Here is a 24525-nt window from a genome sequence, read left to right on the forward strand (position 1 = left end):
CCGCTATCGTCTAGCGTGCGTTCAGCCTCGTTCTTGCACCGCCTCGCCCCTGTCCTGCTCGTCGCGCCGCTCGGGTGCAATGGCGCCGATGTCCCACGAAGCCGCGCAACGGAGCACGGCATCGGGGCGGCTGCCGCCGCGCTCACGGCGCCGCGCTGGGACGTGGCGCCGCCGATGAACGTCGCCCGGATCAGGCACACGGCGACACGTTTGCTCGACGGGAGGGTCCTCGTGGCCGGCGGAGCGAGCGCCACGGCCGAGGTGTACGACCCCGACACGCACACATGGACGCTCGTCGCGCCGATGAGCACGCCGCACACAGGCCACACCGCGACGCTGCTTCCGGACGGCAGGGTCGTCGTGGCCGGCGGCGCGACCTACGTCGCCGAGATCTACGACCCCATGGCGGATACATGGACGCTCGCCGCGCCGCTCCTCATGCCGCGCGAGCGCCACACAGCGACGCTCCTGCCCGATGGCAGGATCCTCGTGGCCGCCGGTGAGTTCGAAGAGGAGCTGATGAGGTCGAGCGAGATCTACGATCCCGACGCGGATACGTGGACCGCGACGGGGGCCATGGCGCAGGCGCGCTCCTCCCACACGGCCACCCTCTTGCCGGACGGCAAGGTCCTCGTTGTGGCCGGGGTGAACAGCTCCGGCGACCCCATCGGCAGCGCGGAGCGCTACGATCCGGCCACGGGCACGTGGACCTCCGCGGGATCCATCCAGAACCGGGAAGGACACACAGCGACGCTCCTCGGGAATGGCAAGGTGCTCGTCGCCGGCGGCTACACCGATTACGGCGGTGAGGGGTTCACCTCCACGAACCGCAGCGCGACGCTCTACGATCCGGTGAGCAACACCTGGACGGCCGCGACGCCGATGAACGTCACCCACCACAGGCACACGGCCACGCCGCTCGCCGACGGCCGGGTGCTCGTCGCCGGCGGCGGCGCGCTCACGGAGGTCTACGATCCGGCGAGCGGGAGGTGGACGCTCGGCAGGTACCTGAACACGGACCGGAGCGGCCACACCGCCACGGCGCTCGCGGACGGGCGGGTGCTCGTGGCCGGCGGCGGGGGCGCCGAGCTCCTCACCTTCGCGGCCCAGGGCGCTCCGTGCCTCTTCGCTGGCGAATGCGCGAGCGGCCACTGCGTCGACGGCGTCTGCTGCGATACGGCGTGCGACGCGGGCTCGTGCGACGCGTGCGCGGTGACCGCGGGCGCATCGGCGAACGGCACCTGCACGCCGCTGAGCGGCGCCGTCTGCGGCAGCGCCGACGGCTGCACGGCGAACGGCGTCTGCCAGGCGGGCGCCTGCGTCGGGGATGTGCCGGTCGGCTGCGAGCCCGCGTGGGCGCCGGCCGGGAACATGCCTGTGCCGCGGCACGACGGCACGTGGGCCGAGCTCGCCGATGGCCGCGTGCTCGTGGCCGGCGGGTACGACAACAACTGGGATGATACCCTGTCCGCGAACCTCTACGATCCGGCGACGAACGCCTGGAGCGACGTCGCGCCGCTCTCGCACGCGCGCCGCAAGCCCGCGTCGATCCGGGTCTCGACCGGCGAGATCCTCGTCGTGGGCGGTGATTCTCCGTCGACGGCCGAGGCATACGATCCGGTGAGCGATACATGGACGCTCACCGGCCACATGGCCGCGCACCACGATACGAGCGTCGCTCTCTCGCGGCTCCCCGACGATCGTCTCCTCGTCGTGGGCGGCGGGACGGCGGTCGCCGAGATCTACGATCCGACGACGAGATCCTGGTCCGCGACGGGCTCGCTCGGTGTCCCGCGCTCGCGGCATTCGGCGGTCCTCTTGCACGACGGGAGGGTGCTTGTGAGCGGCGGCGCGGGCAACCCGGCGACGGCGGAGCTCTACGATCCGGCCACGGGGACCTTCTCCCCGGCCGGGACGCTCACCTTCGCGCATTCCGGGCACAAGGCGACGAGGCTGCTCGACGGCAGCGTGCTCGTCGTGAGCGGCGACGGCGCCGATCGGTATGACCCGGCCACGAATGCCTGGACGCCCACGCAGGCGCTGCTCATGCCGCCCGCTGATTTCACGGCGGTGCTGCTCGGCGATGGTCGGGTGCTTGTCACGGGCGCGCCGAACGTCCCGCACGCGCAGGTCTACGATCCGGCGACGAACGACTGGACGGTGACCGGCCCCCTGGACGTCGCGCGCCGACGTCACACGGCCACGCTGCTCGGGAACGGAATGGTGCTCATCGCGGGTGGAAAGGAATGGACCGGCGGCAGCGAGTGCACCCTCCGCAGCGCCGCTGTGTACAACCCCGTGACGAACGGCTGGTCGACGGTGCAGAACATGAGCCGGTTCCGCGACGCTCCGTCGTCCGTGCTGCTCGATGGCAACCGCGTCCTGGTCTTCGGGGGGCTGCTGGCAGGCTGCTCGTCCGGCGACGGCGACCCCGAGGCGCACGGAAGCGCGGAGATTTACGAGGGCGGCGTCACCCCGGAGAACAGCGGCGGCTCCGGCGGACTCGGTGGCTCCGGTGGAATGGGCGGCTCCGGCGGAAGCGGAGGTGAGGGAGGGAGCGGTGGAGACGGCGCCGGTGGAATGGGCGGCGCGGGCGGCATGGGCGAGGCCGGCGGCGGCACCGGCGGCATGGCCGGCTCCGGCGGTCAGGGCGGTATCGGTGGCGTGAGCGGCACAGGCGGTCAGGGCGGTATCGGTGGCGTGAGCGGCACAGGCGGTCAGGGCGGTATCGATGGCGTGAGCGGCACAGGCGGTCAGGGCGGTATCGATGGCGTGAGCGGCACAGGCGGTCAGGGCGGTATCGATGGCGCGAGCGGCACAGGCGGCGCTGGCGGCGGCGAAGCGCCGGGCGGCGGCTGCAGCGCCGCCGGCGGCTCGGCGGAGGACGGCGGGCGCGGCCTCGTGGCCCTCGTGGCCCTTGGCGCCCTCTTCGCGCGCCGCCGCAGGCGCTGAGACAGCGACGGAGCGGCTCGGTCGTGTCCGTGAAGGTAGGAGACGTCGCTCACGGATCCCGCGCGCACCGGACCCCGATGCCGGCCGCGCGGGACGTCGGGGCCCGGTGGTCGCGGGTGGAGAGGAGCAGCTTCTCCTCGGCGCTGCGCCAGCCGCCGCCGCGCATCACCCGCTCCGTCCCGCCCGTCGTGACGGCGCAGTCCACGCAGTCGGGCGAATAGTCCGCGTGCCAGTCCAGCGCCCACTCGAACGCGCTCCCCGCCAGATCCGCTTGCTTGAACAGCCCGTCTCCTTGCGGTGACATCGATCCGACCGGAAGGATGTCCTCGATCACGCACCCCGGCACATCGCTGCCAAGGCAGGCATACACGGCGTGTTCAGGATCGATGGCCACATCGTCCGGCGAGGTGGACCACGGGTACGGGCGCTGCTCGGCGCCGCCGGCCGCCGCGTAACCGAGCTCCGCGTCTGTCGGCAGCCGGCCGCCGTCCCACGCGCAGAACGCGAACGCCAGGTACCAGCTCACGCAGTTCATCGCCAGGCGCTCGTTCGCGCCGGGCTCATCCGTCCACACCCACGCCATGCCCTCCGGATCGCAGAGCAGCCCTTCCAGGAGCTCCGCCCTGTCCGACGGCAGGTGTTCGTCCCACGCCGCGTACCACCCGCTGCCCGCGATCCTCGGGTGAGCGCCCGCGCCCACGGCTGGCCGGCTCCCGGGATACGCGTCGACGAACGCGCGGAATCGCCCCAGCGTGACCTCGAACCGATCCAGCAGGAAGTCGCTCACCGTGGCCGGGAAAGCCGGGTCGTTGCTCCGGTTGAACGTACCACCGGTCACCGGCTCGCTCGCGCAGCAGCTCTCGTCTCCCGCCGGCCCGCACGTCGCAGGCAGCCCGGCGCAGCGACTGCCCGTTTCCACGCCGCCAGCACCGCCACCGCCACCATGGCCGCCCTCGGCGCCGCCGCCACCACCCTCATGGCCGCCGCCCTCGGCGCCGCCGCCACTGCCACCGCTGCCGCCGTGCTCCTCCGCTGGATGATAGGGCCTGTCCAGCCCGACGACCGTCGTGCACCCGACGCCCGGCAGGCACAGCGCCACCCACGACCATCGCGCAGCTCGCTTCTTCATGGTCGTGCCTCTGTTATCCAGGCGAGAGCCAGGAATCAACAGAGCGCTGCTGGATGCCCGGGGCGACGGTGACGAGGCCGTCGAACAACGCGAGGGCCATGCTGACCGGCCCACCTCATCGCCGACTTCCGTCGAGCCGAGCGGGATCCGCGGGCCACAACAGGCGGCGGGCGTTATCGCGGTAGATCTTCTGCAGCACCGGCGCGGGCAGGTGCACGCCGTAGATCATCCAGAACCCCTGGCGGCCGTTCGCGTCCTCGGTGCTGAAATAGTCGTCCTCGGTCTCGAGGAAGCGGGCGTAGACCTCGTAGCCCGCGGCATGGGCGCCCTTGAGGTCGGTGCCGAAGAGCACGCGGTCCTGGTAGCGCACGAAGAAGCGGTGCGCCGCGCGCGGCTGCCGGCCGAGCTCGCTGGCGCTCGCCGACATGTCGACGTGGAAGTTGGGGTAGCGATCGAGCCAGCCCGCGAGCTGCCGCAGGTCCTCGGACGAGCTCCCCATGTGCGCGCCAACGAAGGTGACGTCGGGGTGGCGCTCGAGCACGCGGTTGCGCTCCTCGAAGAGCTGCGCGCGCGTGGGGAAGCGCCTCCGGTCTGCGAACGACCAGCCCGGGAACTCGTGCAGCTCGTGCCAGCGCTCGTTCTTCGCGTCCAGCGGGACGAAGAACGCCGCCGGGTCGGCGACGTGCCAGAGCACGGGCCGGCGGTAGCGCGCGCACGTGCGCCAGACGGGCTCGAGCTCCGCGTCGTCGAGCGCGATGCGCCGGCCCTCGGGCGTGCGCACCGTGAGCCCGAGCTCCTTGAAGATCTTGAGCCCCCTGGCCCCGGCCTCGAAGTCGGCCGCGAGCTGCGCGGCGACGCGCGCGCCCCAGCCCGGCGCGCCCACGAGCGCGAGGTCGAGGTTGGCGTAGGTCAGGAAGCGCCCCGGATACGCGCGGTCGAAGCGCTCGAGCTCGCGCACCAGGCGCTCGCCCGAGGCACCATCGAGGTTGACCATGGTCTCGACGTGGAGCACGTCCATGCGCGCGACCTCGGCCGCCACGTCCACGACCCGGCGCAGGTGCGTGTGGACATCGATGGCGGGCACGGCCAGGTGCGCTATCTCGGTGCGCTCGAGCGCCACGAGCGGCACGGGCCGCCAGTCCGCGAGCCGCAGCGCCGCGATGTCGGCGGGCTGCGACCGCGCCGCGACCGGCTGCGCCCCCGGCGCGGCCGGGCCGCGAGCGCACGCGGCTGGCAGGAGGGAAACGAGGGCGAGCGCCAGGAGGGGCGAGCGGGACATGAGGGCACCTGTGGCCGGGAGCATACCGCACCCGGCCGCACGGCCGGCTCGTCCGACAGGGGCTCATCCGCCTCTGGCACCGCACCGCTCTCCCGCTCCGCCCTGCTCGAGGGCCGGCGTCCTGCCCGCCCCGGCCCTCCTCTGCGGGTCATCCCGCGGCCCGGTTCCGCGCCCCCGGGAAAAATCGGCGGGCCACGGACGAATTTCTGAAGGGCCGCCGGGCTCGCCGCCATTCACCGAGCCAGAGGGAGCCGGGCGCGGACCTCTCGGTTAGTAAATAGTATTTTCAAAGTCTGTTCGCGCCCGAGCTCCCCGGCCACGCAACCACTTCCGACGGATCCACCATCGATCCGCTGCAGTCTGCTCGCGCGCGAGCGCACGCGCCGGTCCCCGCTGTGCGGTGCAACCACCGCACGGACCGGCGCGGAGCCTCGCCGGCCTCCTGAACCGCCTCGCGTCGGCCCGCCGCCGCCCCAGCGCTGCTGGAGCGGCCATCAGCCGACGACGGCGCGCGCTCCCCGATGCAGGGCGGGCCGCGAAGGCTGTTTCTCGCGCGAGGAGCCTCCGGGTCGAGATGAAAAGAGGAATTTCCATGCGTCTTCGTCCAGCGATAGGCCTGCTTCCCCTCCTCCTCGCCGCGTGCGTCGGCGACATCGACGCGCCGACCTCGGAGCACGTCGAGGAGTCGAGCGATGAGCTCATCGGCGGGCGCCCGGCCCTCGAGAGCGAGGTCCCCGCCACGGTGGAGGTCAGCAACTGCACCGGGGCCAAGGTCGGCCCGCGTCACTTCCTCATCGCGGCCCACTGCATCGACGACGACAACACAGGCGGCGTCGGGAGCAACCATCTGCCGGGCTCGACCATCGCGCTCACGACCGACAACGGCCCCTCCGGCATGCAGCGGCGCAACCTGACCGTCGCGCAGGCCCACATCTTCCCCACGTGGACGTCCTCCCGGCCGAGCTGCCACAGGCACTGCACGAACATCCTGAACCCGTACCATCCGCCGGATGTCGCGGTGATCGTCGTCAACGAGGACACGCCGGACATCCCCGAGGCGACGGTCGACGGCAACCCCGTGCTGCCGGGAACCGAGGTGATCATCGCCGGCTACGGCTGCGAGAACGGCGTCGACCAGCCTACCCCCCCGGCGCGGCTCAAGATCGAGACGGTGACGACGCTCCCGGCGAGCGCGCTGATCCACGACGGCTCCTACGTGGTCCCGGAGGACGCGGCGGACGTCGCGGGCGCCAACGTGATCACCGAGGGCGTCCTCACCGATCCAGCCGCGGCGAGCCTCTGCCCCGGCGACTCCGGCGGGCCCCTCTACCGCACCGGCACGTCCCAGCAGCTCGTCGTCGGCGTCAACTCCTACTACACGTTCTCCGACGACAGCGGCATCTCGCGGACGAACTGGCACACCCGGCTCGACTCCGCGGCGCGCTACGATGTCTTCACGTGGCTCAAGGACCGCGGCGTGAACACGCAGGGCGGCTCCCTCCGGACCATCCCCTACCAGTTCACGCACGCGCCGGTGACGAGCACGATCGAGGCGGAGCACTTCGATTACGGCTACGAGGGCGTCGCCTACCACGACACGACGATCGGCAACGCGACCGGCTTCTACCGTGGTCAGCACGTCGATCTCGAGCCGACGGCCGACGCTCCCACCGGCCCCGGCGCCAACGTCACCGGCACCGCCGCAGGCGAGTGGCTCAACTACTCGGTGATGAACAGCTTCCCCCTCGCGTATACCCTCGAGCTGCGGGTGGCAACGACCGGCGCATCGAAGGCGCTCCACGTCGAGATCGACGGCCAGAACGTCACCGGGACCGTCGTCCTGCCGGCGACCGGCGGCGCGCAGTCGTGGCAGACCGTCTCGGTCCCTGTCGGCTGGGTGACCGTCGGCCCGCACGTCGTGCGCGTCGCCTTCGAGACCGGCGACATCAACCTGAACTGGCTCCGGTTCGTGGAGTAGCGCGGCGGCGGTGGAGCAGGCGCTGCTCGGAGCGCGCCAGGACGGCAACGTCGCCTGGACGGCCGCGGAGCCAGGCGCCCCCCGGCCCTGAAGGGACCGCCCTCCGCGCGCGCAGGCCCGGCTGCCGCTCCCGAGCGGCGAGGCCGGGCCGCGCTCGGGCGAGCGCGCGCGCCGCGGCGTCGAGGCGGTCTCTTCTGGTACCCCAGGCCGCGACGGCGGCGGGCGCGGCGCTCGCTCGCCCGAGCCTGCGCGAGGCGCCCCGGATCAGCGCATCAGCGCGGCGTCACCCGCGATCCAGGAAGTCCATCAGCCACTGCATGGCCGGCCGCATGTTGCCGTTCGAGTGCTGGAGGCCGGTGTTGTCCCGCCACGTGGCGCCGACGATGTAACCCCAGAGGGTGATGCCGGGGACGGCGGGGTGATCCCAGAACATCGTGAACTGCTCCTCCATCACCCGCTTCTGCTGGTTGTCGTCCGCGATGCCGATGTCGTACTCGGTGATGTACACGGGCTTGCCCAGCGAGGCCATCTTGTCGATGTAGCCCTTCACCGTGTTGGTGTTGATCTTGTACGCGTCGTGGGCCTGCGCGCCGAGCGCGTCGACCGGGGCGCCCGCGTTGATGACCGCCCTCGCGATCCGCATGAAGTTGTTGTGGTCGTTCTCGTACTCGATGTTGTTGTAGTCGTTGAGGATCAAGACCGCGTTCGGGCAGAACTCTCGAGCCCACTTGAACGAGTTGACGATCCAGTCCCATCCGCTGGCGCCGTCGCCGCCGATGCCGTTCTTGTAGGAGGGCGTCGTGTGGGGCGGCGGCTCGTTGACGACGTCGATGTACTTCGTCTCGGGGTAGCGCTCACAGAACTGCTTCATCCAATCCCGCACGGCCGCCTGCTGCTCCTGCCCGGAGAGGCGCCCGACCCAGTCGGGTTGCTGGGCGCCCCACACGAAGACGTGGTGCTTGAAGATGAGGTTGTTGTCCTGCGCGTACTTGTAGATCCGATCGAGCGCTGCCCAGTTCTTTTGCCCGCGGCTCGGCTCGACGGACCCCCACTTGCCCTCGTTCTCGGGCGTGATCTGGTTCCAGTACCTCGCGAAGCCGTCGCGCACGGCGCCGTTCGTCGTGATGTTGCCGACGAACTTTTCCATGGGCTCGGGGCCGCCGGTCCCGGTGGACGTGCTGGTCGAGGTGGCCGGACCGCCGGTGCTGGCGCTGGTCGTGCTGGAGCTCGTGCTCGTGGCCATGCTCGAGCCCGTGCTCGTGCTGGAGCTCGTGCTCGTGGCCATGCTCGAGCTCGTGCTCGTGGTCATGCTCGAGCTCGTGCTCGTGGTCATGCTCGAGCTCGTGGTCGTGCTGGCGCTGGTGTCGGCGCCGCCCGCGCCCCCCGCGCCGCCCGCGCCGTCGCCACCGCCTCCATCAGAGCAGCCAACGAGCGTCGCGACTCCGAGCGCGATCCAGGCCGTGCTGCAAAGCAATCGAGAAGAGCGGTTCTTGTTCATTTCGGACTTCCCTTCGATCTGCGTGAGATGTTGGTATGACGTCGCTTTCCAGGGCGGCCGGATCGCGTGGATCGGATCGCATCGAAGAAAGCTCTCTCGACGATGGGGAGGCTCCGCGGTCAGGGCTTCACGTCTCCGAAGCGCCAGGGCTCCCCGCCCCTCGGGCGAGCTCGTTGATGCGCGCCGCCGCTCCGTGCCGAAGCCGACCACGATGACGAAGTTCCCGGTCCACGTGCCGGATCTACCTGGCGACTCTGAAGGATGGCGACAATGTGAACGTTCACACCACCGGTGTCAACTTGAATCGCCCGCCCGCTGCGCCCGGGCGCCGACAGCGTGAAAATCCTCCCGGCAGCGCTCCTTCGGAGCGGCGCGTCAATCGAGGTGGGGGGCGGCGATGCCGCTACTGGATCGCGCCGATCGTGTCGAGGAAAGCGTTGTAATCGTCGACCTTGTCCGACGGAACCGTGTCGACGCCGGTGCTGACCGTGCTACCGCCGTCCATCAGCGGAGCGAGGATCTCTTTTGTCGCGTCGAGACCGAGGGTCTTGATGCCGTAGAGGATATAGGGCACGAGGTAACCCTGGTAATACTGCCGCTGGACGGCTGTGGCCTTGATGCGCCCCTGGCGCATGTACTCGACGGTCCTGGGATCGAAGTCGAAGGCGACGATGGGGAGGTCCGCTCTGCCCGCGGCGTCGGCGCCCATCACGCACCGGTACGAGATGTCGAACACGCCGACGATACCGAGGACGGGCGGGTCCGCGGCCGCGATCCGGGATCGTATCCATTCCACGTCGAACGCCTCCTCGAGCTCGTAGAAGGCCTCGCTCAGCAGGGGCGTGTAACCGGCTTCCTCGATCGCGTTCCGGGCCCCCTCCGTTCGATTGTACCCGTCCACCCAGTCCGCCGAGGAGGCGCCGTGTATCAGCACGGTGCCCGGCGGCGGGGGCAGCATCGCGAGCAAGGTCTTCGCCGCCTCAGCTCCCGCAGACCCGTTGAGGGTTCCAACGTAGAGCGAGCGCTTCGAGCTCGACACGTCGCCGTCGAGCGTCACCACGTGGGCCCCGTTGTCGACGGCCTCATCCATCGCGGCTCCGTTGACGTCACCGTAGGGCGAGATGCCGATCCCCTCGGCGCCGTCCGCTACCGCCTGCCTGATCTGCTGATTCAGGAGCTCCTGTGATGTCACCTCATCGATCACCTGGTCCGTGGGCCCGAGCACGTTTCCCGTGACGTCGAGCTCACCCATCGCCCGGCTCGCGCCCGTCGCGATCGACGTGAAGAACGAGCCGAGGTTCTTCAGCAGGATCACCATGTGCATCGACTCGACCGTCGACTCGTTGACCCTGGCGATGAGGTTATCGACCGTCGTCTCGAGCAGCACTGGAGTGAATTCGTTCTCTGGTGTCGGCGGCCGATCGATGCGTGGGACCTCCGTGCCCGGGGTGTCGCTCGATCCACACGCCGCCGTCGTCATGATGAGCCCGAAGGCCGCCATCCAGCATCGTCCAATGCGGGTCATGAGATCCCTCCTCGTCGGTGGTTCGCTTCGTCGCGCGCGGCGCCCCCGTGAGAGGCCATCCGGCAGCGAGGTGCCGGCCAGGCGCGGCCTGTGATGGATACGGGGGTGGCCGGGCGCTGCCGGCGAGCACGACGCCAAGCGCAGGGACGCAGGTCCGACGCGCGGCCAGGTTTCCACACAGCGCGCGCGTCGGCTGCGATGCGCGAGCCACATGTCGTCCTGCGGAAGCGATGCAGAGGAGGCGTCCCGGCGTCCATGCCCGATCCTTCGGGTTACAGCGCCGAGGATCGATCTGTCAAGGGACAGGAGGACGGCCGACGAGGCGGCGGGATGGGGATCTGGGGAAATGCGGGCTGTCGATGTAAGCGCGCTGCCTGGGCGCTGCGAGGGCGGGCAAGATGGGCGCAGAGGCACCTGTCGTCGTCGGTGCGCGTGCGCTCTGCGCCTCTGCCGCGTCGTACCCTCGAGATCTCGACGCGCTGCCCGGCGCGGCGTTCACCGCCGGCCTTGCAGGGCCGGCGGGGCGCTCCGCCCGGCCGTCAGCGGCCGAGGAAGTTCATGAGCCACTGCATGGCCGGCCGCATGGTGCCGTTCGAGTGCTGGATGCCGGTGTTGTCCCGCCACGTGGCGCCGACGATGTAACCCCAGAGGGTGATGCCGGGGACGGCGGGGTGGTTCCAGAACATCGTGAACTGCTCCTCCATCACCTGCCGCTGCCGGTTGTCGTCCGCGATGCCGATGTCGTACTCGGTGATGTACACGGGCTTGCCCAGCGAGGCCATCTTGTCGATGTAGCCCTTCACCGTGTTGGTGTTGATCTTGTACGCGTCGTGGGCCTGCGCGCCGAGCGCGTCGACCGGGGCGCCCGCGTTGATGACCGCCCTCGCGATCCTCATGAAGTTCTGGTGATCGTTCTCGTACTCGATGTTGTTGTAGTCGTTGAGGATCAGGACCGCGTTCGGGCAGTACTCGCGCGCCCACTTGAAGGAGTTGACGATCCAGTCCCAGCCGCTGGCGCCGTCGCCGCCGATGCCATTCTTGTACGACGGCGTGGTGTGGGGCGGCGGCTCGTTGACCACGTCGATGTACTTCGTGTCCGGGTAGCGCGCGCAGAACGACCGCATCCAGTCCTTCACGGCTGCCTGTTGCTCCGACCCGGAGAGGCCCGCGAGCCAGCTCGGCTGCTGGGCGCCCCACACGAACACGTGCTGCTTGAAGATGACGTTGTTCTGCTTCGCGTAGTTGTAGATCCGGTCGAGCGCTGCCCAGTTCTTTTGCCCGCGCGTCCGCTCGACGGCGTCCCACTTGCCCTCGTTCTCGGGCGTGATCTGGTTCCAGTACCTCGAGAAGCCGTCGCGCACGGCGCCGCTGGTCGTGATGTTGCCCACGAACTTCGCCCCGGTGGCGCCGCCGCCACCACCGCCCGCGCCGCCGCCACCGCCCGCGCCGCCACCGCCACCCGCGCCGCCGGAGCCGCCCGTGCCCGAGCTGCTGGAGCTGCTGGAGCTGCTGGAGCTGCTGGAGCTGCTGCTCGAGGCCCCCCCCCCGTTGCCGGTCCGGAGCGAGAACTTCTGGTTGTCGCCGTTCGCCCAGCCCCACTGCTGGAGGCCCGCGCCGTCCGTGCGACCGGCGACGTCCAGGGACTTGCCGCTGTGGCGCGCCGTGAGACGCACGCCGCCGGAGACGTCCGTGAACGACCACTGCTGGTTTTGCCCGTTCCAGCAGGAGTATTGCTGGACGCGGGCGCCGTCGCTGGTGGAGGCGCCCGAGACGTCCAGGCAGCGGTTGCTGGCCACGTTGCGGATGCGGTAGTAGTTGCCGCCTGCCGACTCCACGCGGAACTGTTGCCGCGTCGAGCCGTTGCAGGTGGCGATCTGCAAGGCCGCTCCGTCAGCGGTGCTGCCTCCAGCCACCTCGACGCACTTTCCGCTCTGCACGCCGGAGATCGTGTAGGTCGCGTTCCCATCGATCGTGATGGCGCCCTCGAGCGACCCCTCCTCCTCGGTCTCCGCGTCGTACGCGTCCTCGGGGCCGATGACGCACGAGACGGCGAGGATACCCGTCGCCGCAGCAAGCAAGGCCTGCATCGTTCCAAATCTCATCGTGTTCTCCTCGTCTTCTAAGTAAGTGAAACGCGGTTCGTTCTACTGATCGACGCTGCCCTCGGCGAGCGCGCCGTCCCATGTGCCCGCGACGACCGAACGAACAGAGTCGGTGAAAAAATCGACCCCGATGACGGAGGTCCCGGTGCTCACGACGACCCACTCAGGGCAAAGTCGAAGGATGAGACACTGTGAACGTTCACATATCGAATGTCAATTCCGATCTGCCACTCGAGGCGATCTGCCGGATCGAACACTGGCCGATCTCCGTGGCGAAAGCGCTCTCACCGGTCGTCGCGCGCCCTGCTGCCTCGTCGTCCGAGAACACGGCAGCAGGCCGGCCGCGTGAGTCGCACATTGTATTCCGCTGCGGCGGCGAGCGCCGCGGGACCGGGCGGCGGGGCGGGTGAGTCGGTGTGCGACGCTCTCCGCCCTGGTGTCTCGGCCACGTCAGCGTAGGATGGGACGCGCTGCGAGGCAGACCGGATGGCGCCGATCGTTCCCGACAAAAACAAGATCAAGAGCTTCCCTGACGAGGCCGCTTTCGAAGCGTGGATTGCCGCCAACCACGCGCAGGAGACGGAGCTGTGGCTGCAAATCTACAAGAAGGACTCCGGCGTTCCGACGGTCACCTACGCCCAGGCGGTCGACGTGGCGCTCTGCTGGGGATGGATCGATGGCATTCGAAAGGCCCTTGACGAACGCTCGTTCTTGCAGCGGTTCACGCCGCGCAAGGCGAGGAGCGTCTGGAGCCAGATCAACCGCGACCACATCGCCCGCCTCACCGCCGCGGGGCGCATGACGCCCCACGGGCAGCGGCAGGTGGACGCGGCCAAGGCCGATGGTCGGTGGGACGCGGCGTACGCGCCGATCCGCAGCGCGAGCGAGGCGACCGTTCCCGACGACCTGCGCGCGGCGATCGAGGCGAATGCGCGAGCGCGCGAGACATTCCAGACGCTCGGACGTCAGAATCTGTTCGCGCTGGCGTTTCGCATGAACAGCGTGAAGACGCCCGCGGGCCGCGCAAAGAAGATCGCCGCGCTCGTGGCGATGCTGGCGCGCGGCGAGACCATCGTGCCGGAGCGGGGCAGACAGCCAGGGGCGACCCGGCCTGCATCGGAGTGAGTCGCCCTCACGCAGCGATGGCCATGCGCAGCGCGCGGTCATCGAACCGCAGGAGCCGCACGGTCGGCGCTCGGGTCACGGCCGCAGGTCCGCGGCGCGAGTCGAACGTCAGAACTGGCCGCCGAGCGCGGCGGCGCCGCCGCCGGGCAGGGGGAAGACATGCACCGCGGCGGACGCGGCGGACGCGGCGGGCGAGGGGCCGCGCAGGAGGAGCGCGGCCGCGGCGCCGCCGAGCGCCGCCACGCCGACGCCGAACGCGATGTTGGCGGCGATGACCTTGGTCCGCACGGCGTCGACGTCCGCCTCGGCGCAGCCCGGGGCGCAGGTCGTCCGCAGGCGGTCGGCGTCGGCGCGCGCGCTCAGGCCGAGCGCCGCGTAGGCGACGCCCCCGGCGACGGCGACGCCGCCGAGCGCGATGGGCAGGACGAGCGCGCTCGCGGGCGGCGTCGCGGCGCGGTCCTCGCGGGGCGCGGTCGGGCCTGCTCCCGGCGCGGTCGCGCCCGCTCCCGGCGCGGTCGCGCCTCCTCCCGGCGCGGTCGCGCCCGCTCCCGGCGCGGTCGCGCCCGCTCCCGGCGCGGCGGACCGGACGAGGCGCGCCGAGACGCGGCGCAGCTTCTCTCCCTCGCGCACGACGAGGCGCAGCGCGACCGGAGCGCTGCCCGCGCGCTCGAAGCGGAGCAGGTGCTCGCCCGGGTCGACCTCGACGGCCTTGCCGTCGAGCCGCGCGGCGAGCGGCGCGCCGTCGAGGGTCACCTGCACGTCGGCCACGTCCTGGCCCTCCTCGTCCTGCGCGCTCAGGATGAGCGTCGGCACGCGCGCGGTGACGTCGGAGAGCCAGCCCGCGCAGTCCGACCGGACGAGCGCGGGACACGCGGCGGCGCCGCAGGCGATGAAGCGCGCGCGCGCCTCGCGCAGCCTGCCCTCGTCGCGCAGGCGCTGGCCCTCCTCGGAGGCCGTGAAGCACGCCTCCGCGTCGCCGGCGCGGGCGCGGGCGGGCAGGAGGGCCGCGAGGGTCGCGAGGGCGGCGGCGACGAGGGAGCGGCGAGCTGTGCGCTGGTTCATCCGGCCTCCGTCAGAAGCATTCGCGCTTGTAACGCTTGTGGCCCTGTCCATCGATGATGAACGGCGGATTGCACCCGTCGCGCGCGGGCGCGCGGCGCGGCAGCCTGCGCGCGCCGGCCCCGGCGGCGGGGGTGGCCGACGCGACGGGCGCGACGGGCGCGACGGCGACGGCCGTCGCGGTCACGCTGGCGGCGCTGGGCGCAGGGGCCGTAGCGCCCGCGCTGGCGGCGTCGGGCGCGGCAGACGCGCCCGCGCTGGCCGGGCCGGGCGCGGCAGACGCGCCCGCGCTGGCCGGGCCGGGCGCGGCGGACGCGTGCCCGGGCAGCGGCGCTGCGGGGCGTGCGCGCGCGGCGGCGGCGGCGACCGCAGCCCTCGCGCGGACGAGCGTCGGCGCGTCGGCGCGGGCGAGGCCGACCGCGACGGCCGCGATCGCGAGCAGCGCACCGGTCGCCGCCACGGCGGCCCAGCGCTGCCGGCTCCCGGGCTGCTGCGGGCTCGACGCAGGCGCCCCCGCCGGACCTCCTCTCCCGGGATCCAGCGCGGCAACCGCCGCTGCGCCCCCAGCGCCCGCCGCCCCGGCTCCGCTCCCCGCCCCCGCAGCGCTCTCCGCGCCGGCGCCTACCGCCCCCGCAGCGCTCCCCGCCCCCGCAGCGCTCCCCTCCCCCGCCTCGCTCCCCGCCCTCGCCGCCCCCGGGTCGCTCCCCGCCCCTCTCGGCTCGATCGCCGCGATCAGCGCCGCCCGCTGCGCAAGCGACTCCCCCGCGAGCGACGTCACCCACGCGCCCACCTCCGAGATCGACGCCGCGAGCCCGGTCTCCTCGAGCGCGAGCGCCATGGCGCGCGCCGTCGGGAACCGGTCCTCGGGGACGCGCGCGAGCGCGCGCAGCGTGATCGCCTCGAGCTCCGGCGGCACCCCGGGCCGGCGCGCGCTCGGCGGATCCACGCCCGCCTGCAGCAGCCGCAGGATCGACAGCGCCTCGCCCCGCCCCTCGAAGAGGCGCTCGCCCGTCAGCGTCTCCCACAGCACGACGCCGGCCGCGTACACGTCCGCGCGCCGGTCGAGCGGCTCGCCCGCGATCTGCTCGGGCGACATGTACGCGAGCTTCCCCTTGAGCTGCCCGTCGCGCGTGATCTGCGCGCGCCCCGCCGACTTGGCCACGCCGAAGTCGAGCACGCGCGCCACCCCGTCCTCGCCGACGAGCACGTTGTGCGGCGACACGTCGCGGTGCACGAGGTGCAGCGGGGCGCCGTCCTCGGCGGTGGCCTCGTGCGCGGCGTGCAGGCCGTGGAGCGCGCCGGCGAGCACCGCGCAGGCGATGCGCGGCGGGGGCGCGCCGCCGTCCCGCGTCGCCGCGCGCAGCAGGCGCGCGAGCGACTCGCCGTGCACGTACTCCATCACGAGCAGCACCTCGCCGCCGCTCGACACGACGTCCACGGTCGAGACGACGTTCGGGTGCCGGATGCGGGCCGCCACCCGCGCCTCGTCGAGCAGCATGGCGACGAGCTCGGGATCCCGCACGAACTGCGGGTAGAGCCGCTTTATCGCGACGGTCCGCCGGAACCCGGCCGCGCCGAGCTGGCGGCCGAGGTGCACCGTCGCCATGCCGCCGGCCCCGATCTCGTCGAAGAGCAGGTAGCGGACGACGGCGAGCGCGCCGCCCTGGCTCCGGGCCTGCAGCATCGCCGCGGACGATACCATGGCCGAGGCGCGGGCCGCGGCGGCATGGTGGTCGATCGCCCCGCGCGCGGCCCCTGAGACCGCCGCAGCAGCGCGACCGGCGGCGCGTCAGGTCGATCGCCCCGCGCGGGGCCCCTGGGAGCGCCGCAGCAGCGCGACCGGCGGCGCGTCAGGTCGACCGCCGCGCGCGCAGGATCTGGAAGTACCGCCGCGCGATGCCCGACGCGGCCGCCGCGCTCCGGACGTTGCCCCCGTGCTGCGCGAGGACGCGCTGCACGTAGCGCCGCTCGAAGTGCTCGACGATCCGCTCGCGCGCCCGCGGGAGGGGCAGATCGAGCGCGAGGATCTCCTCGATGATGTCGCCGGATGTCGCAGGCTCGGCGCCATCGCCCCCCTCGGCGGGCGACGCCGACGACGGGGGCACGGGCGTCGAGGGCGCGAGCGCCCCCGAGGCAGGCCCGGGCGCCGCGCCGGGCTGGGGCGCCGACGCCGGCCCGACCGACGCCCCCCCGGCCGACGCGGCGGGCTGCGGCGCCGATGCGGGCCCGGGCGTCGACGGGGGCGCGCCCGGGGCGCTCACCCCGGCCCGCGTGGTCTCGATCGGCGCCGCCTCGCCGAGCGCCACGCGGCGCGCGACGGCGTTGTAGAGCTCGCGCACGTTGCCGGGCCAGTCGTAGTCCTCCAGCCGCTCGGCGAACCCCTGGGGGAAGGGCACGCCGCGGCCCGCGAGCTGCCGCCAGAAGTGGTGCGCGAGCACGGTGACGTCGCCGTGCCGCTTGCGCAGCGGCGGCAGCTCGATGCGCGCCACCGCGAGCCGGTAGAACAGGTCGTCGCGGAACCGGCCCGCCTGGATCTCGCGCTCCAGGTCGCGCCGCGTCGCCGCGAGCACCCGGATGTCGACGCGGATCCACCGGTTCGATCCGACGCGCTGCACCTCCGATCGCTGGATGGCGCGGAGGAGCTTGGCCTGGAGGCCGAGGTCGAGGTCGCCTATCTCGTCGAGGAGCAGCGTGCCGCCGTGCGCCTCCTCGAAGACGCCGCGCCGCGCCTCGTTCGCTCCGGTGAAGGCGCCGCGCTCGTGCCCGAAGAGCGCCGACTCGACGAGCGTCGGCGGCACCGCGGTGCAGTCGAAGACGACGAACGGCCCGGCCGCGCGCGCCCCCTGCTCGTGGATCGCCTCGGCGAGCACCTCCTTGCCGGTGCCCGTCTCGCCCTCGATGACGACGGGCACGCTCGAGCTCGCGAGGCGCTCGCACAGCGGGTAGAGCCGCCGCATCTCCTCGCTGGCCCCGACGAGCTTGCCGAAGCGCACGGCGCGCGGCAGCTCCACCGCCTGCGTCACGCCGAGCGCCTCGACGCGGAGCACCGTCTCGCCGAGCCGGACGAGCTCGGTGCCCTGGAGGTACGCGTCGCCGACGCGGATCCCCTGGACGAAGGTGCCGTTCGTCGATCCGAGGTCGGTGACGCGGAGGCGCGGGCCGGCGAGCTCGAAGGCGGCGTGGCGGCGGGAGACGAGCCGGTCGGTGAGGGTGATGTCGCAGGCCGGGCTGGTGCCGGCGAGCGCGCGCGAGGGCAGCCCCGGCGCCACGACGAAGCGGCGCCCCTCGTCCGGGCCGGCCATGATGGTCAGGGCGAAGCTCTCGGCGGCGGCCGCGGCGGGGCGCAGCGGCTGCGGCACGAGCTCGGTGGAGGCGGCGTCGTCGTCGTTCCACGGGGGCATGCCGCTCCATCTCAGCAGGCCTCCGCGCCGGCGTCACGCCTCTCCGTGCGACGTGGCCGGCGCGCGCCCCGCCGACTCGACCGCGCGACGGCGCGCCTCCGCGCCGGGGCGGGCGATGCTCAGGCCAGCATGGTTTGCGCTCCGGAAGCGCCAATCTTGCCATCTCGGGTGACGAGCGGCACGCCCAACGACACTGCTGTTGCAGCAATGATACGGTCCGGCATGTCCGGAACATCGGCGCGAGCGCCCCGGTCTACACCGAACGCCATGCTTGCATCGATGGGAAGGGTCTCGATACTCGCGTCCTCGGCCTGGCAGCACGAGCCTGCCTGAACTCGTACGTTTCTCGTACGAGCGACGGTCCACTGCCGCGTGACAGCGGGCAGCCTCCCTACCGCGCCGCGCCGTCCCCGGGGCTCCGGTTCGACAGGTTGATGAGGACGATCGCCGACAGGATGATGCCCATACCCACGCTCTGCGCGAGGCTGATGGGCTCCCGGAGGAACAGGAGCCCGGCTATCCCGGTGAGCACCACGGTCAGCGACTCGGTGATCACCGCCGCGATCAGGCTGCCCGAGGTGAGCCCGAGGACGATGCAGAGCTGGGCGGCGGCCCCGGCGCCGGCGGCAAAGACAAGCTGGTCCCAGGACGACCAGATGCCGCCGTCGAAGATCATCGATCCTGCCCCCGTCGTCACGAGCCCGAGGACGCTGCCTGCGATGCCGACGACCGAGGTGAAGAAGAGGATGTGCTCGAACGGGATGCCCTGGAGGCGATGCGCGCTCAGGTTGACCAGGGACATGAACACAGCCGCCGTGAGCGGCAAGAGCAGGGCCAGCCAGCGGACCCCGTGGAGCGCGTCGTACGTCAGCAGCCCCTCGTGGAAATAGATCGCCACCCCGACGAAGGCCCAGATCGCGATGAGGCCGCGCCCCGCGCCGGGCGCCTCGCGCAGCGCGACCCACAGGAGGAAGGGCGTGAAGACGACGTGAAGCGAGTAAAGGAGCGAGTTGGTGGCGAGGGGCAGGAACAGGCTCCCCGCGAGGAACAGCGTGATGCCGAGCAGGTCAAACAGGGCGTATGCGCCGAGCGCGAGGCGCCGCGCCGCGAGGGCCCCCGCCGGGACACGGCGGCTGCTCCGCGAGAGGAGCAGCGCGACGACCGCGAAGATCGCGACGTTGGTCCATAGATTGACCAGCATCACCAGCGGGACGTCCCCGGCGCCCGGCTGAGCCTCCGAGAGGAACCGCAGCGCGACCTGCGACCACGTGAGCAGCGCCGCGCCGGCCGTCATGAAGAGGGTCGCGCGCAGGCTCCTGTGGAAGCCCCGCGCAGGCTGGACGGCGGCGGCGCCGCTCATCGGCCCCCACCGGCGCGCCGGGCTCGCCCCTCGACGCGGGTCCCTGCCGGCTCGCCCGCCCCGTCCCGCTGGCCATCGACCAGGGCTGCACAAGTCGCCAGGCCTTCCGCGTCGCTCATGGGATCGCCTCGCCCCTCTCGCTGTCCCAAAACCCTGTGGAATTCTCTGCGACGCTCCTGCTGGCCGGCCCCAGGAGCCCCGCGACTCGGCTGCAGGCCACCGCGCAGCTCGAGCTTACCCTGCCCGACGTCCGCCGCGTCGACATCCCGGGCGCCGACCACAACGCGCCCGACATGCACGCGCCCGAGCTCGTCGCCGCCCACCTCGAGAGCTTCGTCGACCCGGCGCCGGCGTCCCCGGCTGTCGCCGTCACCGCGGCGGCCGGAGAGCGGCGCAGCCCGGCGGCGCGCGGCTCGGCAACGCGTCGCGGCTCGCGTAGAGTGGACGGTCGCATGACAGCGAGGCGGCCATCGGGCGGGATCGACGTGCTCATCATCACGGCGCTGCAGCTCGAGATCGAAGCGCTCCTCGCGCTCGGCGACGGCGGAGAGCGCGGGTGGCAGGAGGCCTACGACCCGAGCGGGTTCCGCTACCACGTCCGGGAGATCCCGCGCGATCCCTCGCGGGGCGGCGCGCCCCTCCGCGTGGCCGCGGCGTGGTCCGGGCAGATGGGGGAAGGCGCCGCCGCCGTCCGGGCGACGCACGTCGTCGGCCACCTCGACCCGGCGTGCCTCGCGATGTGCGGCATCTGCGCGGGCGCGCGCGGCGACGTCGCGCTGGGCGACGTGATCGTCGCGCAGCGCGTCTACAGCTACGATCACGGCAAGCTCATCGCCACCAAGAACCGGCGCGGCCAGCGGTCGGAGTCGCTGATCCGCGACATCGAGACCTACAACCTCGAGAAGACGTGGGCGATGGACGCCGCCTACTTCGCCCGCGACCGCGACGTGTGCGCGGCGCTCGCGAAGGAGCGGCCGCGCTCGCTGGAGAGCCAGGAGCGCTGGCTGCTGCACCGGCTGCTCGACCACGAGCACGAGGGGGCGCCGCTGCCGACCGATCACCCGGAGCTCGCGGCCCTGTGCCCGCGCTACAGCGACCTCGTGCTGCTCCTGCGCGGGAAGGGGCTCCTCGAGAAGAGGCCCGGGGTCCTGAAGCTGACGAAGAAGGCGCGGGCCCTCGTGAGGGACGAGCGGCTGCGGCACCCGCGCGGGCTCCCGGACGATCCGCCGCTCCGGGTCCACGTCGGGCCCATCGCCACCGGCAAGACGGTGCGCGAGGACCCCGAGCTGTTCTCGCGGCTGCGCCGGGAGGTCAGGAAGACGCTCGGCGCCGAGATGGAGGCCGCGGCGATAGGCTATGTCGCCGAGCACCTCGGGCGCCGCTCGATCATCGTCAAGGCGGTCTCCGACCACGGCGATCACGACAAGGACGACGCCTTCCAGGCGTTCGCGGCGCGCGCCTCGGCCACGTTCCTGCTGGCCTTCCTCCAGAAGCACATGCCCGAGCAGCGCGCGCCCGCTCCCCCTGCGCTCCCGCCGCCCGAGGTGAGCGCCCCCGCGCGCGAGGGCGGCCGGAGCGACGACTTCCTCTCCCGCGTCCAGCGGGTCTGCGAGCTCCACGCCGGGCAGAGCGCGGTCGTGGAGCGCTTCGAGGCGCCGCCCCCGTTCGGGCACTACCTCCGCGTCTCGCGCAACGACGGCGGCATCGCCCGCACCTACCCGGTCGCCGCGCTCGATCAGCCGGTCTCCGACGAGGCGCTCGACGCGTTCCTCGCGCACATCGACGCGAGGTACCGCCGGGACGACTCCGGGATGATCTCGCACCTCATCTACCGGGGCGATCTCGCCACCCCGGCGCTCGTCGACAGGGCCGCCGCGCGGCGGGTACGCCTCCAGAGCTTCGTCGAGTACCAGGGCCTCATCGACTTCAGCCGGTACCTCCAGTGGCAGACGACGCGGCTCGAGAACGACACGGTCTACCCGCCTTCCATCTACATCGGCCAGAGGATGCGGGTCCTCGATCCCGAGGAGCCCGACGAGAAGGATGCGCTCGAGGAGCTCACCGCCTGGCTCGGCTCACCGCACGGCCGGTTCGTGGTGATCCTCGGCGACTTCGGCACGGGGAAGACGTTCCTCCTGCACGAGCTGGCGCGGCGGCTCGGCACCTCGGGCGGGCCGGTCGTGCCGGTCCTGCTGGAGATGCGGTCGCTCGAGAAGGCGCGCTCGCTGGACGAGCTCGTTGCGCAGCACCTCGCGCGCTCGAAGATGGAGGCGATACGCCTCCAGGCCTTCAACTTCATGCTCGCCGAGGGCCGGATCGCGCTGCTCTTCGACGGCTTCGACGAGCTCGCGCTGCGGGTGAGCTACGACCGCGCGGCGGAGCACTTCGACACGCTGATCCAGGCGGCGCAGGGCAATGCGAAGGTGGTGGTGACGAGCCGCTCCCAGCACTTCCTGTCGGACCGGCAGGTCCGGATGGCGCTGGCCGAGCGGGCGGCGCTCATCCAGGGCCACCGCCTCACGAAGCTCCTGCCGTTCTCCAAGGAGCAGATCCGCCTCTTCCTGAACAAGCGCCTCGGGAGCGAGGCCGCGGGCGAGGAGCGCCTCCGGCTGCTCGACGACGTGAAGGATCTCCTCGGCCTCTCCGCGAACCCGCGGATGCTGAGCTTCATCAGCGAGATCGACAGCGGCGAGCTCAAGGCCGCGCGGGAGCGCGCGGGCGAGATCACCTCGGCGGGGCTCTACCGGCTGCTGATCGAGCGCTGGCTGAAGAACGAGTTCGTCCGGGCGAACCCGAGGGGCGCGCCGCCGGGGCTCTCGGTCGATCAGCTCCGCAAGGCGGCGACGACGCTCGCGATGCTGCTCTGGCAGCGGACGGAGCGCACCTTGAACCCGAGCGAGCTCCCCCAGCGGCTGCTCGACGAGGTCCAGGCGCTCTCCGAGCGACGGATGGAGTCGGGCACCCTGGCGCACCAGATCGGCTCGGGGACGCTGCTCGTCCGGGACGAGGACGGCAATTTCGGCTTCATCCACCAGTCCGTCCTCGAGTGGCTGGTGGCGCGCGAGGCGGCGACGGAGGTGCTGAAGACGGGCGACAGCGCCGCGCTCGGCGTCCGGGAGATGAGCGATCTGATGATCGACTTCTTCGGCGACCTGGCCGGCCCTGCGGTCTCGCTGGGCTGGGCGGACGCCGCGCTGCGCGGCGCCGCGGGGGAGACGGCGAAGAAGAACGCGCTGCGGATGCAGGCGCGGCTCCGGGGCGAGATCGTCGGCGTCGAGCTGAACGTCCTCCGGCGCGAGGGGGTCGAGCTCGCGGGTCACGATCTCCGCGGCAAGGACCTCTCGGGGCAGGACCTGCGCGGGGCGAACCTCTCCGGGGCGAATCTCACCGACGCGCGGCTGGTCGAGGCGAGGCTGGAGGGCGCGTCGCTGGCGAGGGCGACGCTGGTCGGCGCGGATCTGACGCGCGCCGTGCTCGAGGGCGCGGATCTCTCGGGGGCGGACCTCTCCGGCGCGCGCCTCCTCGGGGCGGACCTGCGGGGCGCGCGGCTCGTGGGCGCGGTGCTGCGCGCCGCGAAGCTGGTCGGCGCCCAGCTCGACCGCGGGGCGCTCGACGGGCTGGACGCGGCCGGCGCGGCGCTGCCGGACGCGACGCTCCCGGTGCAACGGGTCACCAGGAGCGCGCCCTCGTGCGTCGCGCTCTCGTGGAGCAACTCGGGTCGGGTGCTCGCGTCCGCCCACGAGGACGGCGCCATCGCCTTCTGGGAGAACGGCTCCGGGCTGGAGCTCGGCCGCGTGGTGGCGCTCGAGGAGCAACCGAGGACGCTCAAGTTCCTGCCCGGGGACGCGGCGCTCGCGCTGTGGACCGGCAGATCGCTGCTCCGGTGCGACGTCGCGACCGGGCGTGTCGAGCGCCTGCTCGTGGAGACGCACCCCGCGCTGGAGGCCGCCATCGGCCCGGAGGCGCTGCTCGCGATCGGGAGCTCCACCGAGGACATCAAGCTGTGGAGCCGATGGAACGTCGAGCCGCGCGGCGTCCCTGTCGGTCCTGTCGACTACGGCGAGCAGCTCGGTCGCATGGTGTTCAGCCGCGATGGTCGCACCCTGGCCATCGGGGCGTTCGATGGGGCCATCCATCTCTGGGACAGCGCGAGGTCCGTCCCGGCGCGCGCCCTGCGAGGACACGAGGCGAGCGTCTTCGACCTCGCGTTCAACGCCGAGGGCACGCTCCTCGCGTCCGGCTCGGCGGACCGGACGATCCGGCTATGGGACGTCCGAGCGGGCGAGGAGCTCAAGCTCTTCAAGGGCCATTACAGGCCGGTTCATCATGTAGGTTTGAGCCCGGACGGCAGGTGGCTCGTGTCGGTCTCCACGGGCGACAAGATACGACTGTGGGATGTCGGGCGAGGCAACTATCGGATGCTGCACGGTCACACGAAGAACGTCGTGAGCGTCGAGTTCAGCCCGGATGGCACGCTGCTCGCCTCGGCATCCGAGGACGGCACCATCCGCCTCTGGACCGTGCCCGGCGGCCTCTGCGTCGCCGTGCTCGTGCACCTGCAGGGCGGGTGGATCGCCTTCTCCCCTGACGGCCGTTACAAGCTCGGCGGCGACACGACCGGCGCCTTCTGGCACGAGATCGGCGACTGTCGGTTCGAGCCCGGGGAGCTCGACCCCTTTCTCCCGTTCGCGCTGCGCATCCCGCACAGAGATCCCCTGTTCGAGCGCTCCTACCCCTCGCCCGCCCCGTCCTCGCACGAAGGCCCCGCGCGCGCCGGGTGAAGCCCGGCGCCGGAGCGGACGGCGGCCCTGTCGCTGTGCACATGAATTCCGACACGGCATCGTTGCTCCGGCAGGGCGTCGGCACAGAAAAATGCGCTGTCAGCGCATGGCCGCGCGCAGCTCGGGCTTGACGCCTCCGAGGCGTTTGCATCTCCTTCTCGCCGCGCTGGCCCCCTGCCCCCCTCGACGCGTGGCGCCGGCTTCGATTCAGCTTGTGCAGCTTCGAGGACAGCTCAGCCCCATCGAGCGTGCAGCCCCCACAGGGAGCCAGGAAAGCGTTCCGCGTCTCCACGCGAACAGTCGGGAGAGGACCGATGCCAATTGTAAATACAATTT

The 24525-nt window shown here is 72.0% G+C and carries 14 protein-coding genes; 4 read left to right on the forward strand and 10 right to left on the reverse strand.

Annotated features, from left to right (window positions below; genetic code table 11):
- The first annotated feature begins 15 nt into the window (after positions 1 to 15).
- Entirely contained in the window at positions 16 to 2952 is a 2937-nt protein-coding gene (locus WMF24_RS28110) for a kelch repeat-containing protein (protein WP_437730483.1), read from the forward strand.
- A gap of 49 nt (positions 2953 to 3001) precedes the next feature.
- On the opposite strand, the gene WMF24_RS28115 is transcribed toward WMF24_RS28110, so the two are convergent.
- Both WMF24_RS28115 and WMF24_RS28120 read right to left on the reverse strand, forming a co-directional pair.
- Positions 3002 to 4081 (reverse strand): formylglycine-generating enzyme family protein, encoded by a 1080-nt coding sequence (locus tag WMF24_RS28115; RefSeq protein WP_437730484.1) that lies wholly within the window; start codon positions 4079 to 4081, stop codon positions 3002 to 3004.
- A 115-nt stretch (positions 4082 to 4196) separates the two neighbouring features.
- The gene (locus tag WMF24_RS28120; RefSeq protein ID WP_437730485.1) at positions 4197 to 5360 is read right to left on the reverse strand and encodes an amidohydrolase family protein; all 1164 of its coding nucleotides are present in this window, start codon (positions 5358 to 5360) and stop codon (positions 4197 to 4199) included.
- Positions 5361 to 5952: 592 nt separating this feature from the next.
- Here WMF24_RS28120 and WMF24_RS28125 point away from each other — a divergent pair.
- Positions 5953 to 7338: a carbohydrate-binding domain-containing protein gene (locus tag WMF24_RS28125; protein ID WP_437730486.1), complete on the forward strand. Its 1386-nt coding sequence runs from the start codon at positions 5953 to 5955 to the stop codon at positions 7336 to 7338.
- A gap of 283 nt (positions 7339 to 7621) precedes the next feature.
- On the opposite strand, the gene WMF24_RS28130 is transcribed toward WMF24_RS28125, so the two are convergent.
- From WMF24_RS28130 to WMF24_RS28140, 3 genes are all read right to left on the reverse strand, one after another.
- Positions 7622 to 8836 (reverse strand): endo-1,4-beta-xylanase, encoded by a 1215-nt coding sequence (locus tag WMF24_RS28130; RefSeq protein ID WP_437730487.1) that lies wholly within the window; start codon positions 8834 to 8836, stop codon positions 7622 to 7624.
- Between the two features lie 403 nt (positions 8837 to 9239).
- Positions 9240 to 10361 carry a substrate-binding domain-containing protein gene (locus WMF24_RS28135; RefSeq protein WP_437730488.1) on the reverse strand — a complete coding sequence of 374 codons (1122 nt, stop codon included), beginning with the start codon at positions 10359 to 10361 and terminating at the stop codon, positions 9240 to 9242.
- 539 nt (positions 10362 to 10900) lie between these two features.
- The gene (locus tag WMF24_RS28140; RefSeq protein ID WP_437730489.1) at positions 10901 to 12463 is read right to left on the reverse strand and encodes an endo-1,4-beta-xylanase; all 1563 of its coding nucleotides are present in this window, start codon (positions 12461 to 12463) and stop codon (positions 10901 to 10903) included.
- 486 nt (positions 12464 to 12949) lie between these two features.
- On the opposite strand from WMF24_RS28140, the gene WMF24_RS28145 reads away from it, so the two are divergent.
- Positions 12950 to 13588, forward strand: a complete 639-nt coding sequence (locus WMF24_RS28145; RefSeq protein ID WP_437730490.1) for a YdeI/OmpD-associated family protein — start codon at positions 12950 to 12952, stop codon at positions 13586 to 13588.
- A gap of 108 nt (positions 13589 to 13696) precedes the next feature.
- Here WMF24_RS28145 and WMF24_RS28150 read toward each other — a convergent pair whose 3' ends face one another.
- The 5 genes from WMF24_RS28150 to WMF24_RS28170 all read right to left on the reverse strand — a co-directional run bounded on the left by WMF24_RS28150 (position 13697) and on the right by WMF24_RS28170 (position 19408).
- Positions 13697 to 14650 (reverse strand): hypothetical protein, encoded by a 954-nt coding sequence (locus tag WMF24_RS28150; RefSeq protein WP_437730491.1) that lies wholly within the window; start codon positions 14648 to 14650, stop codon positions 13697 to 13699.
- Positions 14651 to 14660: 10 nt separating this feature from the next.
- Complete coding sequence (locus WMF24_RS28155) at positions 14661 to 16331, reverse strand: serine/threonine-protein kinase (RefSeq protein WP_437730492.1); 1671 nt, start codon at positions 16329 to 16331, stop codon at positions 14661 to 14663.
- Between the two features lie 166 nt (positions 16332 to 16497).
- Positions 16498 to 18048 (reverse strand): sigma 54-interacting transcriptional regulator, encoded by a 1551-nt coding sequence (locus WMF24_RS28160; protein WP_437730493.1) that lies wholly within the window; start codon positions 18046 to 18048, stop codon positions 16498 to 16500.
- A gap of 119 nt (positions 18049 to 18167) precedes the next feature.
- Positions 18168 to 18317, reverse strand: coding sequence for a hypothetical protein (locus WMF24_RS28165; protein ID WP_437730494.1), 150 nt, complete (start codon positions 18315 to 18317; stop codon positions 18168 to 18170).
- 122 nt (positions 18318 to 18439) lie between these two features.
- Entirely contained in the window at positions 18440 to 19408 is a 969-nt protein-coding gene (locus WMF24_RS28170) for an EamA family transporter (protein WP_437730495.1), read from the reverse strand.
- A gap of 155 nt (positions 19409 to 19563) precedes the next feature.
- Here WMF24_RS28170 and WMF24_RS28175 point away from each other — a divergent pair, with 155 nt between their 5' ends.
- Positions 19564 to 24189, forward strand: coding sequence for a pentapeptide repeat-containing protein (locus WMF24_RS28175; protein ID WP_437730496.1), 4626 nt, complete (start codon positions 19564 to 19566; stop codon positions 24187 to 24189).
- Positions 24190 to 24525: the final 336 nt, after the last annotated feature.

The sequence above is a fragment of the Sorangium sp. So ce1335 genome (assembly GCF_051521615.1).
Lineage (GTDB): Bacteria > Myxococcota_A > Polyangia > Polyangiales > Polyangiaceae > Sorangium.

Excerpts from the sequence above, each read along its gene's own strand:
- WMF24_RS28115 (WP_437730484.1), bottom strand. The coding sequence starts at position 4,081 with ATGAAGAAGCGAGCTGCGCGATGGTCGTGGGTGGCGCTGTGCCTGCCG.
- WMF24_RS28120 (WP_437730485.1), bottom strand. The coding sequence starts at position 5,360 with ATGTCCCGCTCGCCCCTCCTGGCGCTCGCCCTCGTTTCCCTCCTGCCA.
- WMF24_RS28125 (WP_437730486.1), top strand. The coding sequence starts at position 5,953 with ATGCGTCTTCGTCCAGCGATAGGCCTGCTTCCCCTCCTCCTCGCCGCG.
- WMF24_RS28130 (WP_437730487.1), bottom strand. The coding sequence starts at position 8,836 with ATGAACAAGAACCGCTCTTCTCGATTGCTTTGCAGCACGGCCTGGATC.
- WMF24_RS28135 (WP_437730488.1), bottom strand. The coding sequence starts at position 10,361 with ATGACCCGCATTGGACGATGCTGGATGGCGGCCTTCGGGCTCATCATG.
- WMF24_RS28140 (WP_437730489.1), bottom strand. The coding sequence starts at position 12,463 with ATGAGATTTGGAACGATGCAGGCCTTGCTTGCTGCGGCGACGGGTATC.
- WMF24_RS28145 (WP_437730490.1), top strand. The coding sequence starts at position 12,950 with ATGGCGCCGATCGTTCCCGACAAAAACAAGATCAAGAGCTTCCCTGAC.
- WMF24_RS28150 (WP_437730491.1), bottom strand. The coding sequence starts at position 14,650 with ATGAACCAGCGCACAGCTCGCCGCTCCCTCGTCGCCGCCGCCCTCGCG.
- WMF24_RS28155 (WP_437730492.1), bottom strand. The coding sequence starts at position 16,331 with ATGCTGCAGGCCCGGAGCCAGGGCGGCGCGCTCGCCGTCGTCCGCTAC.
- WMF24_RS28160 (WP_437730493.1), bottom strand. The coding sequence starts at position 18,048 with ATGCCCCCGTGGAACGACGACGACGCCGCCTCCACCGAGCTCGTGCCG.
- WMF24_RS28165 (WP_437730494.1), bottom strand. The coding sequence starts at position 18,317 with ATGGCGTTCGGTGTAGACCGGGGCGCTCGCGCCGATGTTCCGGACATG.
- WMF24_RS28170 (WP_437730495.1), bottom strand. The coding sequence starts at position 19,408 with ATGAGCGGCGCCGCCGCCGTCCAGCCTGCGCGGGGCTTCCACAGGAGC.